Raw genomic sequence first — 16,355 nt, 5'->3', positions numbered from 1 at the left:
CGGCGGACCCACCACTGTTCCCGCTCAACGCCACACCACCCGATCGAAGGAAGCCGCACATGGATCCGCGCCAGGAGCTGGTCGACTACCTCACCCGCCAGCTCGTCGGCCCCGCGGGGGAGGACAGCGAGGTGCTCGACGCACCGCCGGACCAGCAGTACCTGATGGGCACGCTCTACCCGCAACAGGCGGACCGTCAGCGCCAGCTCGACCTCGCCGCCGACGATCCGGAGGCACCTGGTGCCGAGCAGGACGCCCCCGACGCGGACCCGGCCACCGACCCGGTGCCCGAGACCAACAGTTGGCTGCCCGCGTCCCTCGGCCTCAGCTTCTACACGGATGCCGTGTACATCGAGGTGAGCTGTGCCGCCGCCCGCTACGAGACGCGGCGGAACGAACCTGGGCGCGGGCGGCGCTGGCAGCGCGTCCCCCTCACACCAGAGACGCACACCATCGGCCCCGACCGGAAGGAGGTGCCCGTCCTCGACGGCCGCGCGAAGATCCAGTTGACCCGCCGCTCCTACGGTGCGGGCACCCTCATCACCGTGGCCCTGGTCAACGGGAAACATCACGGCGGGGCCGACGACAGGACGCCGAACTGGGACGACATGCTGTTCCAGTGCCAACTCAGCGTCCGCCCCGCCGCTGGCGCCGCGGTGCTGCCGTACCCCAGTGTGCGGCTCGCCAGCCGTGACCCGGAGGAGCGCGAACTGCGCCTTCAGTACCGGCACGTTGTCACCCACGCCGTCGGCCACGGCTGCGCCGTCCGGGCGGACCGCGGCGAGGACGGCGGTGTCGAACTCCTCGTCTGCGAGGCCTTACCCCGCGCGGAGGTACCCGCTATCCGGGCCGGCGGCCCGCTCGACGCCCCCGCGCTCACGATCTCCCACCTCGCCGATCCGGCCGTCGACAGGGACCAACTCCGCGAGGAACTAGCTGAGTTCGCCGCCTCTTACCACGCCTGGTACGTGGGCCAGCGAGCCGTCGAGGTGCCGCCCTGGGGCCGGGAAGCCGCGGAACGGATCCTCGACCGCGTCCGCCAGGCGGTCACCCGCATCGAGGCCGGCGTGCGTACCCTGTGCGACCCCGAGCGGCCCGAACTCCTCGATGCCTTCCGCATCGCCCAGCGCGCCATGCTGCTGCAGATGCGGCACTCTGCCCCCGACCAGGCCGGTCAGCGGCGGCACCGCGCGGACGCCGTGGCCCTCGACCCGCCCGTCGACCCCAAGGCCACCTGGCGCCCATTCCAGCTCGCCTTCTTCCTCCTCGCCCTCGACGGTGTCGCCGACCCCGGACACCGCGACCGCGAGACCACCGACCTGATCTGGTTCCCCACCGGTGGTGGCAAGACGGAGGCGTACCTGCTCCTGGCCGCCTTCGCCATCGCCCTGCGCCGGATCCGCGGCGAAGGCGGCGGGACCACCGTGCTCAGCCGCTACACCCTCAGTCTGCTCACCACCCAGCAGTTCCAGCGCGCCGCCACCACGATCTGCGCCCTGGAGCACCTTCGCCGCACCGCACCCGAACTGGGCCTCGGTGGCGAACCCATCACCATCGGCCTGTGGGTCGGCGACGCCACCACCCCGAACAAGTTCCAGGCGGCCAAGGACGCCTTCGGCGAACAGCGCGAGGCCAGCCACCCCGAGGACGTCTTCATTCTCGACCGCTGCCCGTGGTGCGGCACCCGCATCCTTCCGGAGACGCGGTCCCGTGACCGCTCCGAATACGGGGTCCGGGCCGAGACGGACGAGTTCGCCTTCTCCTGCACCCGTGACGAGTGCTCCTTCCACGACGTCCTGCCGGTCGCCGTCGTCGACCAGCACCTCTACGAGCATCCGCCCACCTTCGTGCTGGGCACCGTCGACAAGTTCGCCCGGCTCGCCTGGGAGCCGGACTCCGGCAGCCTCTTCGGCGCGGGCACCGGCAACCGGCCCCCGTCCCTGATCATCCAGGACGAGCTACACCTGCTCACCGGGCCGCTCGGCACCACGGTCGGCCTCTACGAGGCGGCCATCCTGGAGCTGTGCACCGACTCTGACGGTCGCCCGCCCAAGATCATCGCTGCCACGGCCACCATCCGGCGCTCCGCCGAACAGGTCCGCGCCCTGCACTTCCAGGACGTCCAACTGTTCCCGCCGCCCGGACTCGACGCCCGCGACAGCTTCTTCGCCGTCCCCGACACCGGCCGCCCCGGCCGCCTCTACCTCGGCGTCATGGCGCAGGGCCACACCGCGGGCCGCGGCGCCGTCGCCACCACGGCGGCCATGCTCCAGGGTGTCCACCAGCTCCCCGAGGAACACCGCGACGCTTACTGGACGCTCGTCGCCTACCATCACAGCCTGCGCGAACTCGGCCGTACCGGCACCGCGGCCGGCGATGACATCCCCGCCCAGCTCCGCGGCCTCGACGAGGGCGCGGGCACCCGCGAGCTGGTCGGCGAGCAGGTACAACAACTCGACAGCAGCGTGCCGCGCGCCGATCAGCCCATCCTCCTCGACCGCCTCGAGAAGCCCTGGAGGGACCCCCGGTCGGTGTCGTTCCTGCCGTGCACCAACATGCTCTCCGTCGGCGTCGACGTGAAGCGGCTCGCGTACCTGCTCATGCAGGGCCAGCCCAAGACCACCGCCGAGTACATCCAGGCCACCAGCCGCGTCGGCCGCCACCACGTGCCCGGGCTCGTCGTCACCTACTTCCACGCCACGCGCCCGCGCGACCGGTCCCACTACGAGACCTTCATCGACTACCACCGGGCGCTCTACCGGTACGTCGAACCCGCCAGCGTCACCCCCTGGTCTCTGCCCGCGCGCCGCCGCGCCCTGCACGCCGCGCTCGTCATCCTGGTCCGCCACCGACTCGGCCTGGCCGCCGAGAACCGGGCCGGACGGATCACCGACCACAAGGAAGAGGCAGGGCGGATCGCCGACGCCCTGGCTGAGCGCGCCGCGACCGCCGAGCGCGGCGCCACGGGAGCCGACGCAGACGCCGTACGCGCCGACGTACGGGCGGACCTCGGCTACCTCCTGGACGACTGGTACCGGCAGGCGGACGCCGCCGCCGCTGAGGGCAAGGCCCTCCACTACCGCAGCCAGGGCAAGGGCCAGCACCACCTGCTCAAGACCTTCGAACAGCGTTACGGCCTGTGGGAGACCCTGAACTCCATGCGCAGCGTCGACCGCGAGTGCCAGATCACTGTGACGGGAGCGGGAAAGTGAAGCGCACACTCCGGGTCCGCCAGGCGCAGACCGTGCTGCCGTTCGGCGTCGGCGCCGTCCTCGACGTCCAGGGCGAGTCCTTCGTCGCCGCCGGCATCGAGAACTGGCCGAGGCTGAAGACCCCCGTCCCCGCCGAACGACTCGCCGCCCGGCTCGGCGTGACCGGCTTCTTCGCCGCGCCCCACACCCTCAACGACCGCTACGACATGCCCGACCGCCCCGGCGTCCCCTATGTGCGCTTCCCCGGCTGGCTGTTCTGCGGCTCCTGCCGGGCCATGGTCCGCTTCATGCGGGAGAACGAGAAGCCGGGCGAGCCACCCGTCTGCAGGTCCTGCGCCGCCGGACCCCGCCTCGCCCCGATGCGGTTCGTCCGCATCTGCCCGGACGGCCACCTCGACGACGTCGACTGGTGGTACTGGGCGCACTCCAAGCTCACCCCAGAACTACGGGACTCCTGCACCGAGTCACAGCATGCCTGGAAGGCACGCCGGCTCAGCTTCCGCGTCGCCGACCGCGCCTCAGGACTACAGGCCCTCTCGGTGAGCTGCGGAGCGACCAGGGAGGGCGGCAAACCCTGCCGCGCAGAACGCGACCTGCTCAACGTTCTCGGCCCTCAGGGCGGACGCTGCTCGGGCCGCAACCCCTGGCAGCACTGGCAGGCGAGGGCTTCCTGCGGCCAGCAGGCGCACATCGTGCAGCGCACCGCCGGCAACGTCTACTTCCCGGTCGTCTACTCGGCCCTCGACATCCCGCAGACCACCGAGGCCCCGCGGGCGGAGCACACCATGGCGGAGGCCGTCCTTGGGCACGGGTACTGGCCGATTCTTCTCGACGCCCTCGGCACGCCGCGGGCCGACGTCTTCCGCGGCATGATCGAGGAGGACACCGGCGCACCCGACAGCCTCATCGACCAGCTCGTCGCGGAGGCCACCGGCGCCCCCACGCCGTCGCCCACCGCACCGTCGGAGCCCGGAAGTTCCGGCAGGATCGACCTGAGCCGCGACGAGTGGTACGCCTTCGACGCGACCCGGTTCCCGGAGCCCACGAAGGAGTTCGCGATCCGCCGCAGCGGCCTCGGCCTCGACGGCGAGCAGGAGGAGCCCTGGGCTGTCCTGGACGCGCACATCGGCGGAGTCGTCCTCGCGGACCGGCTCCGCGAGGTGCGGGCGCTGACCGGCTTCCGTCGCCACTCCCCGGACGGGACCGTCGTACCCGCCGACACCAGCGGCCGTCTGCGCTGGCTGCCCGCGACCGAGGTGTACGGCGAGGGCATCGTCCTCACCCTCGACGAGCAGCGCCTGACCACCTGGGAGAACGACCCCCAGGTCCAGGCCCATGTACGCGGTGTCCGCGCCGACCTTGACGCCTCGTTCCGCGCGGAACAGCTCACCGAGGCCGTGGGCGACGAACTCTCCCCCCGCTTCCTGCTGCTGCACACCGTCGCCCACCTCCTCATCCGCCAGCTCTCCTTCGACTCCGGGTACACCACCGCCAGCCTCCGTGAGCGCGTCTACGGCCGCCCCGAGTACGGCCAGCACGGACTGTTGATCTACACGGCCGCCGGGGACGCGGAGGGCACCCTCGGCGGCCTGGTACGGCAGGGCGAGGCCCCGCACTTCGCCGAGACGCTCATCCGGATGCTGGAGGTGGCCGCCTGGTGCTCCGCCGACCCGCTGTGCGCCGAACACACCGGCCAGGGCTTCGGCAACCTCAACCGGGCCGCCTGCCACGCCTGCACCCTGCTGCCCGAGACGAGCTGCGAGACCGGCAACACCCTGCTCGACCGGGCCCTGGTCGTCGGCTCGGCCCGGGTCCCCGGCTACTTCACCGACGTCCTCACCGCGAGCCGCGAGTGCGCGGCTGCCACCGCCCTGGGATGACACCCGTGACCCCTGCGAACGCCCCCGTCCTCCACCCCGACCTCACCGCCGCGCAGCGCGACTGCCTGGACGCCCTGCCGCTGACCGGCAACCACGTCGTGAGCGGCCCGCCCGGCAGCGGCAAGAGCCTGCTCGCCGCCCACCGCGCAGTGCACCTCGCCCTCACCGGCCACCCCACCCTGCTGCTGTCCCGCTCCAACCTCCTGCGCCAGCTCCTGCACGACACCCTCCAGGGCCTCACGGTCCCCGGCGCACCCGTCGAGGCCGCTACCGTGCACGGCTGGGTCCTGCGCCACTTCGGGTACGGCGCGCCGCGCACCCAGGATGGCTGGTTCGACTGGACGACCCTCACCCACCAGGCCGCCGCCACCGTGGGCGAGAACGAGGCAACCGCCCCCCACCTCGTCGTCGACGAGGGCCAGGACCTGTCCCCGGGCTTCTACCGGCTCGTCCGCCTCGTCGCCGCCTCCGTCACGGTCTTCGCCGACGAGTGCCAGCGCCTCACCGAGACCAACTCCACCCTCACCGAGATCACCGAGGCCCTCGGCCGCTCCACCGGACGCGTCGAGATCGCCGGCAACCACCGCAACACCCGCGAGATCGCCTCCCTCGCCGAACACTTCCGCACTGGCGGCGGCAACCCCGACATCCCCGTCCGCTGTGGACAGCTACCCGCGGTCCGGCACTACTCCGGCACCAGGCACCTCGCCGACGACATCGCCACCATGGCGGCGCGGCACCCGGCAGACCGCGTCGGCGTCATCGTCAAATCCCTGCGCACCGCCGCCGAACTCATGCGCCGCCTGGAACGCGCCGGCCTCGCCCACGAACCCCAGCTCTACAACTCGACGGCCACCGCGGGCCGCTACCGCGACCTCGACCTGGACCGCCCCGGCGTGGTCGTCGTCCACCGCGCCAGCGCCAAGGGCCTCGACTTCGACACCGTCGTCATCGCGGACGCGGAGTCCGACTCCGGCACCGACCCCACGGCGGCGGCCCTCCGGATGGCCTACTACGTGATGATCACCCGCGCCCGCCAGCGGCTGGTGCTGGGCTGGCAGGGCACCCGACTGCCGCGACACCTGGAGGGGCTGCGGGGGTGGGTGGACGAGCGGTGATGGCGCGGCTGCGGCTGCGAGTCTGCGATAACGCCTGTCCCGAGCCGCCCCGCACCGATTCGGCCGCCGCGACCGCCACGCGAACACAGCCCGGTCACGGCCTCCGCACGGCGCGGCTGTTCGCTGCCTTCACTCCGGCGCTCAGCCGCTCCGCCTGCGTGGCAGGCCGAATCCGCCCCGGGTCGGCCTCCCACTCGCGGCCTCCGCCCACGGGGCGCAGCAGTGCGTACGGCCCCACCGTGGCCTGGTACTCCCCGACCCTGCGCGTCCCCGGGTCGTAGACAAGTGCCCCTCGCTCCGGGGGTCGTTCCTCCGCCGGCCGCATCACGGCGTAGTCACCGAAGTTCCGGCGGTAGCGCCGGTGTCCGGTGTCCTGGGTGTGCTTGCGCTGCCACTCCTCGACACCCTCCGGGCGACCGTGGGTGCCGGACCGCGCCCCGCACTCGGCATCGTCGCCGGACACGCAGCGCGCTTCGTACTCGGGCTCTGCCGTCTGGTCCTGCTCGATGGTGAACGGGACGTAGCGGAACACGCGCCGGGTCATGCGCTCGCCTCCTGCCGCCGGATGCTCCCACCGGTCTGGAGAGCGACGGCGAGCGCGCATGCCGTCTCGGCGTCGCTGACCCTGCCCGTAGCCTTCCGCCGCCTGTCTGTCGTCGCCATGCCTGCTACTCCGTGCGTCATTGGTCACTCGTTCGCTTGCTCTGCGTGACTACTGACTCACACGATGACCTCGCAGTGCGTACGCTCAACAGGTCCGAAGCCATTCCAACGCAGGCGGAATGCCGGGAAGTTGAACAGATGGACGAGGGAGCCGACCAGGCGCGCGAGCCCGCGAACGGTGCCGCGTACTTCGGGCGGGAGACGAAGGCGTTGCGGGATGCTCTGGGGCTCTCCCAGCAGAGGTTCGCGGATCAGGTGCACTATCAGCAGGCACAGATCAGCAAGGTGGAGAACGGCACCGTGCTCGCGTCCGAAGCCTTCGCGGAGGCCATGGACCGTGTGGCTGGTACGCCGGGCGTGTACGCCCGGCTGCGGGCCAAGCTGAGCAAGCAGGGCCACCCTGAGTGGTTCATCCCCTACGTCGAGCTGGAGAAGGCCGCGGCGAAGATCGAGGACTACTCGAACGCGTTCATCATGGGGGTGCTACAGACCGAGGACTACGCCGAAGCTGTCTTCCGAGCAGCACACCCGCGCGAGACCGAGGCGCAGCTCAAGTACCGGGTTGAAGTCCGACTGCGCCGTCGCGAGATCCTTGAGCGTGAGGCTCCGCCGCTGCTGTGGGTGATCCTTCACGAATCGGTCCTGCGGACGGTGGTCGGCAGCCCTGCCGTGATGGCCGGACAGCTTGGGCACCTGCTGGCGATGGCCGCGAGCCCTCATGTCTCCCTGCAAGTCCTGCGGTTCACAGCGGGCGCCCCCGCAGCGGGGCTCCCGTTTATCCTGCTTACGCAAGCCGACGGGACAACGGTCCTGTACTCGGAGACGACGGGGCAGGGGCAGGTGAACGACTCCACAACGGCCGTACAGTACTGGTCGGCCACGTATGAGCGCATGCGCGCTTCGGCCGAGTCCGAGGCCCGGTCACTGCGCCTTATCCACTCGATCATGAAGGAACACACGAATGATCAGCACGCCGAACCCGCGTGACATACGTTGGATCAGCAGCACGTACAGCGATGGTCAGGGCGGCAACTGCGTGCAATGGGCGCCCGACCACGCGCGCGCGACGGGTGAGTTCCTGGTCCGTGACAGCAAGGACCCGAACGGCCCGCACCTGACCCTGACCCGTGAGGGATTCGCCGGTCTCGTGGAGTTCGCCAAGCGCCACGGGTGAGCCACGCCCCTGATCCCCGCAACACCCTGTTCGGGGAGTTGCGGGGATCCTGGTGTGTGGGGGCAGGTCAGGCGCTGTGCCAGCGGTTACGGCCGTCGGAGCCGGGGCCGCAGACCATGGCGGTTCCGGCTTCGGTGACGCCGGTCGCTCCGCTCGGAGAGCAGAACGAGCCGGGGTGGACAGTGCCGGCGCTGCTGCCTCCGGTGGAACCGCCCGAGGAGGACGAGGAGCCACCGTCGGTGGTACCGCCGCCTGGGGTGGTGGGCCTCTCGTCACTGCCGTAGTCGGGGTCGTTGGCTGGGATCTTGTAGGTCGTGCCCTTCGCCGACGGACAGCGCTGGACGAGGTCCATGTCGCTCCACCGGCCCAGGTCGAGGTGGACGTTGGTGGTGGCGGTGACCTTGGCCTCCTCGTCCGGAGACTGGAAGCACACCCGCCACTCGTCGCCTTCCTCTGCGGCTTCCTCGGCGGTCGGAGTGTCGATGTCGAGGTAGACGTCGTCGAGCGTGACGCGGTCGGGGTTGACACCAGCCCGCTTCAGATCCGCGATGGCCGTGTTGTAGGTCGCGCCGATGACGTCTGGCATCTTCGGCCATGGGAGTGTGCCCCCGTCCTTCTCGGGACACGGCTCGTTGCTCTTGACGGCGGCGAAGTCGATCGTCTTCGCTGCGGCGTCGGCCTTCTGGAAACACACCGTCCACCCGGAGCGGAGGACGATCGTGCGATCTTCGTCAGCCGCGTCATGGTGGGCAGCGGCGTAGCCTGCGGAGCGCGCCTGCTTCTCGGCCTCGTCCAGCGGGTGTCCGACGTAGTCAGCGGTTCTGGCGGGCTTGGACACGGTCGGGGATGCGGAGACGGCTTCGGGGCTTGCCCTGCCCGCATCCGCGGACTTGGCGTCGGACTTGCCCGTCTCGTCCTCGTCGAGCTGTCCGCCTAAGCCCGCGCCGACCGTCAGGAGCACCAAGGCTCCTAATGTCGCGCTGAGCCTGGAGAGCCGCCGCCATGGCGGCAGCACCCACACGGCCACCATGGCGGCGATCATCACGAGGAAACCCAGGGCGAAACTGAACGCGCCGAGCAGGGCGACCAGCGCGAGGACGCCGAACGCGGCCGGTGTGGTCCTCCACCAGGGGCGGGGTGGAACTGGGGGGTTGGGATTCATGTGACGCCTAACTCCTCAAGTGCGGGCCCAGGCACGGTGGGCCCGCGCAGGCCCTCGAACTGGCCGGGATCGGACTGTCAGACGGAGTGCCTGGGGCCGTCACCCGGGGGCGGGGTGAGCGTGGAGCGGTAGGCGCCGGCTTCGCCCTCGGTGAGCGGGGTGTCGAGGGTGAGGCCGGCGGCGGCCATGCGGTCGTACTCGGCGAGGATCAGGTTCTTGGTGCGGTACTCGCCGTGCGCCTTGATGTCGTTGTCGCGGGTGACGTTGAAGGTGTCGAGGATGTAGGCGGTGTCGTCGCGGGTGACGCCGTAGAGGTGGAAGAAGAGGGCGTCGAGTTCGGCGCGGATGACGGCGCGGCGGTTCTCGTCCCAGATGAAGGGGGCGTCGGTGTCGCCTTGGTCGCGGGCGAATGGACGCATGTCGGTTGCGGTGTAAGTGAGTTCGAGGACGCGTGGGGTGATGAGGTCAGCGTGAGGAAGGACTTGTTTGGGTGCGATTACTGCGAGTTGGTTGGTAGTGAAGAATTTAAGATGGGTACCTCCAACCTTCTGGCGTGCGACGAAGTCGAGAACAAACGAAGAAAGGCACGCCAGGAGCCCGGCGACTGGATCCGCGTGAGGCAGCATGAGCAGGGTGCCATCGGGTGCGGCCACACGAGGAAAGGCGAAATTGATCATCGTCCGCTCGTCGCTCGCCCGGCAGATGTCACGCCAGCCCATCACCCAGTTCCGGTGCCACCCCTTCGCTGCAAGGCGGCTGCGGACGCCGGGGGCCATAACCGGCTTGCCTTTCTTGTCGACCTCGCCGGTGGGAACGTCTTGTTCCGGCACCCAGTAGCGCGGCATCGGAACAGCCGAGGCGTCCTTGTGTTGATCCGCAGTGAAGCGGGGAAGAGCGCCCACTGCGAGCTGCTTCTCCGTGGCGCCCTCGTAAGTGGAGAAGCGGTGGTCGTAATGGTGAAGCATCTTGGCTTCGTACAGTGGGAGTAGGCGCTCCTTGCCCCGGACGAGCACGTTGCCGTCAAGAGTCCAGCCTGCCTTCAGGAGATCGTCGAGGGTCTCTTCGTTCTGAGCGGTCGGCCGGAAGAGGTGGGAGTCGTTTGCCATGTCGAACATGCGCATAAACGAGACACCCCAGGGGTTTCCGTCCACTTTATCCGTCTCGTTGACGAGGACCGGTACTCGGCGATAGATGCCGAGGGTGATCTCGGCGTCACGACGGCTGCGGAAGACGGGACACGTCCCGGTGTTGGGATTGAGAAGCTGGAAGTCGTGGCCGGTGAGAGTGTAGGAACGGTCGAGGATCTGTGCGACCTGCCGGACCCGGAACGCGATGGGGATCGGGGTGTCAGGAGAACCTGAGCCCGCCATGCTGAACAGGCAGAACGTGACGCTGTGGTGGACACCTGGGAAGATCTTTTCCTCGTTCTCGAAGCCGTACAAGGCTGCTAGGTGCCCTTTTGTTATGAGGTCCTTGAAGAATTCCTGTGTCGTTGCGTCCGTGGCGATACCCGTGGGGACGATGACGCCCGTGCGGCCGCGCGGGCTGGTGAGTGCGCGGTCGGTCTCGGTGAAGACAGCGTAGGTGTTGATATCGCCGCGCCCAGTGAAGGGAAAACGGTTACCGACGCGCAGGAAATGGCTTTCGCCTTCCGCTCGGCGCTTTGCCTCCTCGAATTCGGTCATGAGATGCGCGCGGTCGGCGTCGTTGCGTAGGGCCGCGATCAGCACCTTGCGGGCCGCCGCGTTCTTCGCGAGGGCGATCTCCGGGGAACGCTGCGCGAAGAACTCCTGTTCCTGGAGCTTCACCCGTTCCCACGGCGGGTTCCCCACCACCGCGTCGAACCCCCCGGCCCAGCCCGTCCCCTGCTGAACCCCTGCCCCCGACTCCGGGACAGAGAACACCTCCGGGAACTCCAGGTGCCAGTGGAAGAACCGGTACTCGTCCCGCAGCCGCAGGATCTCGGCGTGCGTGGCCTCCGGAACAGCGGACTGGTCGCGGCCACGCAGCGCCCGGAACACCTGGTCGGTGGGGGCCTCCGGGGCGCCTTTCCGTTTGGGCCACACAAAGGCCGCACACCAGGTGTCGGCGGCGTGTAAATCCTGGACAAAAGAGGGGGACTCGGTGTAGGCGCGGTACGCCGCCTCCTGCGCTCGCACCTGCATCAGAATGTCGGCCGGCGCGGCCGTGATGCGGGCGAGTTCGGCCGCGTAGCGGTCGTTGCCGGGCAACACGTCCGTGTCGAACAGCAGCTCGTCCTGGCCCGCGCGCTGGGCCTTGTTCCGCTTGACTAGGGCCGCGGCGAACTTCCTGTCGTCGCCCTCGATCGGCTTGAAGGCGTCGTCCGGTATGCCCTCCGCCAGGAGCTTCGGTGTCGCGCCGATCAGCCCGTTGCCGTGCTTGATATGGGCATCGAGGAAGGTGAGGGCCTTGCCCTTCTCCATGGCCTCCAGCCACAGGGAGACTTTGGCCAGTTCCACGGCCATCGGGTTGAGGTCCACGCCGTAGATGCAGTGGGCGACTACCTCGCGCAGGGCGTGGCTCATGGCATCTTCTGTCGGCTCGGGGTTGCGCTCGCGCACCGACGCCACGCGCTTGGCGATGCGGCGGGCCGACGCCACGAGGAAGTGGCCGGAGCCGCAGGCGGGGTCGCAGACCGTCAGGGCGAGCAGTTCGTTGGCGATGTCGTCGGTCGGGTCGGGATGGCCGGCCTCCGTGGCTCGCTGCTCTCCCCGCTTGACCGCGTCGTCGATGACCGGGTCGAGCGTCGTGTCCAGCAGACATTCGATGAGCGAGGAGGGCGTGTAGTAGCTGCCCGTCGTCTTACGGCTGTTGCCGGCGACCTCGATCAGCTCGAAGGAGCGGTCCGTCGCGGAGTGCTTGGGTTCCAGCTCCAGCAGGGATTCGTAGACCGAGCCGAGTTCCTCGGAGTCCAGGTGGCGGTAGTCGACGGCGCGCCAGCGGCGGGCGCCCTGGTCGCGGACCTGGGCGAGGTGGCGGACGGCGGTGAGTAGCGACTCGTTGGACAGCTTCAGGCCGTCGAGCGGTGCGTCGGCCTCCGTGTGGGAGAACAGGCCGCCGAGGCCGGGCAGGCCCAGTTCGGGGCGGCCACCCTCGGCGCCGAGGGCGTCAAGGACGATGCGTAGTGCCTCGTACTGGTCCCCGTGTGCGGTGCCCTGACGCCGGCGGGCGCGCTCACGCAGCCGGGCGGAGGAGAAGTACCGCTCGTAGGCCTCGCGCTGCCGCTCGCCGGCCTCCGGGTCGAGCAGCGCTTCCCGGTCCTCGGCGACGAAGACGAAGAGCAGACGGTACACCAGGCGCAGCAGGGCGTCCCGGAGAGCCTTGGGGTCGGTGTTCTCGCGTAGGCGGGCGTTGGCCGGGTGGCGTAGGAAACCGGTACCGAGGACGGTCAGCGCGTTCTGTACGCCCAGCCGGAGCTGGTCCAGGGCGCGAGCGCCGGAGGTGACTGCCTCGGCGCGCCACTTCTCCAACCAGCACCCCGAAGCCGCCGTCCCCTCCGCCACCGTGAACCGGGACGCGTGCAGCACGGAGTACAGCAGCGTGAACTCGCTGAAGAGCTCGCCGTCGAAGATGGCTTCCAGGTCGAACTCGACGTAGGCCGCGGTGGCGAAGGACGACGAGTCGCGCAGCAGGCGCAGGCGGCGGCCGTTGGTGAGTACCGCCCACAGGTGGGCGTCGGTGCGGTTGAGGCAGTCCTGGAGCATGGACTGGGCGGGGACCTGGCCGGGGGCCGGGCGCTTGTCGAGTTCCTGGTTCCAGGGGAGCAGGTGGAGCAGGGCCGGGCCGTGGTGGTGGGAGACCGGGAAGTGCTTGTCCGGGTCGGAGTCGGCCGCGATGCCCGCCGCGCCGACCTCCGTCAGCGCGCCGAAGTCCAGCTTGCGGAAGAGTTGGGCGAGCCAGTCGGTGTCGGCCCGGCCGGTGGGGTCGGCGGCGGGTGCGCCGGTGATGGGGTCGGCGGGCAGGGCGGCGCGTAGGTCGCGCCAGAGCGGCTTGAGGTACTCCCAGGCGCGTTCGGCCTCGTCGCGGACGGGTACCGAGGAGGGCAGGCCGTAGTCGGCGGGCTTGGTGCCCGGGAGGTTCCGCGCCTCGGCGATACGCAGCAACATGTCGGCGGGGAGCAGGCCGCCGACCGTGGTGACGGCAGTTAGAGCCAGGGTGGTGCGGGTGGCGGCGGACATCAGGCTTCGGCTCCCGACGAGATGGAAACGGACTGCAGCGGCAGGTAGACGTACACGCCGAGGACGTCGGCAGGGTCCTGCGGGACGACCTTCAGACCGCGGACGATCTCCTCATTGGCCCTGCGGACGCGGCGGTGGGAGGCATCGAGTTCGGCGGCCAGGCTCTTGCCGTAGTCGGTGAGGTATCCGGTGAGGCCCGGCAGACCGTCCAGGGCGCGAGTGATCTGGTTGCGGGCGCGTTGTTCGTGGGTGTTGATGGCGGCGCGGGCCGTGAGGAGGGCGTGGGCACCGTCGGTGTCCAGCCAGCGGGCGCGTGACGGCAGGCCCTCGTAGGCGAGCAGGCGGGCGTCCTCGGCGACCAACTGCCGCTCGCCAGTGCGGGACGGCAGGGTGAGGTGGAAGCGGTAGCGGACCAGGAGGAGCGTGGTGAGGGTGTTGACCGCGTCCGTGGTGACCACACCGCAGCGGCGGGCCGGGCGGGGGCCGAGGGCGTTCACGTCCAGCGCCGAGTCCAGGACGTACGAGGCGAGGGCCCCGATCGCCGGGTCGGTACGGACCAGCGCGGCTTCGCCACGGGCGATTGCCGGAGTGCTGCGGAACTGGATCTCGCGGTCCTCTTCGACGAGTCGGCCGCCGAGAGTGGCGGCGAGCGCATCGCGCAGGCCGGCCGGGGTGCCGCCGACCTGGGCGGTGAAGTCACCGGTGCCGTCGCGCGGCTCGCGGACCAGGGCGTCCAGGTCGCGCAGCGCAGCCAGGGCGAAGCCGCGAACCTCCTCGGAGCCACCGAGCGCGGCCCGAACGGCGGCGACCTCGCGGGCCACCTCTTCCGGGTGGATGGCACGCTGGGCGTACTTGGAGCGGGAGGTCTTCTCCCGCTCGGCGGCCGAGTTCCACTCGCGCTCGACGCGGTCGAAGGACTCCTGGTGGCCGTCCAGGTCGAACAGGCTCTCCTGGCTGCCCCGCCGTCCGTGCAGCAGCAGCCACTCCACGACGGCGTCGGTGACGCCGGAGGCGGTCTCGTCGGGGACGGAGACGGAGATGCCCAGGTCCTTCTTGATCTGCCGGTGCTTCTTGAACAGCACCTCCAGAACCTTGCCGTCAATGCCGTTGTCCTCGCCGTACATGGTGATGACACGGACCTGGTCGCGCTTCTGTCCGTAGCGGTCGACGCGGCCCTCACGCTGGTCGTGGCGGGTCGGGTTCCAGGCCAGGTCGTAGTGGACGACGGCATCGAAGTGGTGCTGGAGGTTGACGCCCTCGGAGAGGCAGTCCGTGGCGATCAGCACGCGGTGGCCGGCCGGAGTGTCCCCCTCCTCGAGGGAATCGGCGGCTAGCTGCTCGATGCGCTCCAAGCGCTGCTGAGGGGAGAGGATGCCGGTAACAGCGGCGATCTTCGTCTTCTTGCCGAGCTTGCCCTCGAGCTGCTCGGCGAGGTAGTGGGCGGTGGGTATGTAGCGGCAGAAGACGATCGGGTGGTAGCCGTCGGCAATCAGCTTCTTCAGGTGCCGGGTGAGCGCCTTCACCTTCGCGTCCTCGGCCGGGCCCACGAGCCGCCCGGCCCGCTCAGCCAGTTCCAGCAGCCGGGCTCCCGCTTCCTCCGTCTCGGCGGCGCCGGGCGCGACGTCCATTCCTTCGAGTCGGTCGTTGTCGGCGGAATCGGCTGCCACCGGGGCGCCCAGCACGTCCGCTTCGTGCGCGGTGCGGGCGGCGGCGGACTCGGAGCGGGTCTTCAGGGTCTGCGCGGCGGCGGCTGGCGAGGAACGCAGCAACGCGATCACCGACCACCAGGCGACACGGGCCTCCCGCCTGCCCTGCTCGCCTGCCGCCTCGACGCGGTCCCTGGCGTAAGCGATGGCGTCGTCGAGCAGCGCCCGGTAGGCCGGGGTCAGCTTGTACGGCTCGTCTTTCGTCCAGCGGTCGGAGGGGAAGGCGGTTCGCTCAGCCAGGGAGTCGTCGGCGAGGCCGTCCTCCCTGGTGAGGTAGTCGCGGACGTCGGCGCGCTTGCGGGCCACGAAGTGCTCGGCGAGCTTCGCCCGCCCTGCCGGGGATTCCAGGTCCACCGTTGCCAGTTCGGGCCGCACCAGACCGAGCAGGCTGCGGAACGCGGACTCCTTGCCGGAGTGCGGGGTAGCGGTCAACAGCAGCAGGTGGCGGTCCGTGTCGGTGGAGATCCTCCGCAGCAGCTCGTAGCGGAGTTGGTTCGAGGAAGACGACGAGGCCCCCTGCGCGGTGTCGTCGGCGGCCACACAGGTGTGTGCCTCGTCGACGATCACCAGGTCGGGGCAGTGCCGTACGAAGTCCTCGCGGTGGCGGGTCGACTTGATGAAGTCCGTCGAGATGACCGTGAACGGATACTTGTCGAACAGGGACTGACCGAGCTCCAGACCGCGCTCCAGACGCGGCACCGTTGAGGCCAGCACCAGCTCGGCGTCGATACCGAACTTCTCCCGCAGCTCACCCTGCCACTGCTCGGCCAGCGCCGGGGAGCACAGCACGGCCAGCCGAGTTGCCTCGCCCTGTGCGAGGAGCTCCTTGGCGATCAGACCCGCCTCGACGGTCTTGCCGATGCCGACGTCGTCCGATATCAGCAACCGCACGTTGCGCTGTCGTAACGCCATGAGCAGCGGGACCAGTTGGTAGGCGCGGGGTTCCACGGCGATCGCCGCCAGGGAGCGGAACGGGCCAGCACCCGAGCGGAACCCGATGCGCAGTGCCGTGCGCAGCAGTCCGGCGGCGCGTTGGTCGCCCAGGTCGGCCGGGCTCGGCGCCGCGAACTCGGCGGGCCGCACATCTTCGAACGCGGGGAAGACGGCCGCGATGTCGTCCTCGCTCCCGCCCAGCGGGCGTAGTACCAGCATGTCGGGCGCGCTCTCGGGCAGGACCACCCATTCCCGGCCGCGGGCGGCGACCAGGGAGCCGGCTGTGTACGTGAGGCTCATGAGATGTC

At 70.0% G+C, this 16,355-nt stretch carries 9 protein-coding genes; 5 read left to right on the top strand and 4 right to left on the bottom strand.

Annotated elements, in window-relative coordinates:
- The first annotated feature begins 59 nt into the window (after window positions 1-59).
- The 3 genes from A3IG_RS0110565 to A3IG_RS0110555 are packed head-to-tail and all read left to right on the top strand — an operon-like array spanning window position 60 to window position 6,210.
- Entirely contained in the window at window positions 60-3,212 is a 3,153-nt protein-coding gene (locus A3IG_RS0110565; RefSeq protein ID WP_018383533.1) for a helicase-related protein, read from the top strand.
- Window positions 3,209-5,092, top strand: a complete 1,884-nt coding sequence (drmB, locus tag A3IG_RS0110560) for a DUF1998 domain-containing protein (protein ID WP_018383532.1) — start codon at window positions 3,209-3,211, stop codon at window positions 5,090-5,092. Before A3IG_RS0110565 ends, drmB begins: the two co-directional genes overlap by 4 nt.
- The gene (locus tag A3IG_RS0110555; protein WP_236719064.1) at window positions 5,089-6,210 is read left to right on the top strand and encodes an AAA family ATPase; all 1,122 of its coding nucleotides are present in this window, start codon (window positions 5,089-5,091) and stop codon (window positions 6,208-6,210) included. Before drmB ends, A3IG_RS0110555 begins: the two co-directional genes overlap by 4 nt.
- Window positions 6,211-6,304: 94 nt before the next feature.
- On the opposite strand, the gene A3IG_RS35120 is transcribed toward A3IG_RS0110555, so the two are convergent.
- A complete protein-coding gene (locus tag A3IG_RS35120; RefSeq protein ID WP_018383530.1) occupies window positions 6,305-6,754 on the bottom strand; it encodes a DUF7848 domain-containing protein in 450 nt (149 codons plus the stop codon).
- Window positions 6,755-7,011: 257 nt separating this feature from the next.
- On the opposite strand from A3IG_RS35120, the gene A3IG_RS0110535 reads away from it, so the two are divergent.
- Together A3IG_RS0110535 and A3IG_RS0110530 are read left to right on the top strand one after the other, a co-directional pair.
- Complete coding sequence (locus A3IG_RS0110535) at window positions 7,012-7,860, top strand: helix-turn-helix domain-containing protein (RefSeq protein ID WP_018383528.1); 849 nt, start codon at window positions 7,012-7,014, stop codon at window positions 7,858-7,860.
- Entirely contained in the window at window positions 7,835-8,047 is a 213-nt protein-coding gene (locus tag A3IG_RS0110530; protein WP_018383527.1) for a DUF397 domain-containing protein, read from the top strand. The genes A3IG_RS0110535 and A3IG_RS0110530 overlap by 26 nt, the downstream gene beginning before the upstream one ends.
- Before the next feature lie 67 nt (window positions 8,048-8,114).
- On the opposite strand, the gene A3IG_RS35690 is transcribed toward A3IG_RS0110530, so the two are convergent.
- From A3IG_RS35690 to A3IG_RS0110515, 3 genes are all read right to left on the bottom strand, one after another.
- On the bottom strand, window positions 8,115-9,209 hold the full coding sequence (locus A3IG_RS35690) for a PASTA domain-containing protein (RefSeq protein ID WP_018383526.1): 1,095 nt from the start codon (window positions 9,207-9,209) through the stop codon (window positions 8,115-8,117).
- Window positions 9,210-9,286: 77 nt separating this feature from the next.
- Window positions 9,287-13,408, bottom strand: a complete 4,122-nt coding sequence (locus A3IG_RS0110520; RefSeq protein WP_018383525.1) for an Eco57I restriction-modification methylase domain-containing protein — start codon at window positions 13,406-13,408, stop codon at window positions 9,287-9,289.
- A complete protein-coding gene (locus tag A3IG_RS0110515) occupies window positions 13,408-16,347 on the bottom strand; it encodes a DEAD/DEAH box helicase (protein ID WP_018383524.1) in 2,940 nt (979 codons plus the stop codon). The genes A3IG_RS0110520 and A3IG_RS0110515 overlap by 1 nt, the downstream gene beginning before the upstream one ends.
- Window positions 16,348-16,355 lie beyond the last annotated feature (8 nt).

It is taken from the genome of Wenjunlia vitaminophila DSM 41686 (assembly GCF_000380165.1).
Lineage (GTDB): Bacteria > Actinomycetota > Actinomycetes > Streptomycetales > Streptomycetaceae > Wenjunlia > Wenjunlia vitaminophila.
Note: the sequence above shows the minus strand (reverse complement) of the source record. Positions and strands in the feature narration are given on the sequence as shown.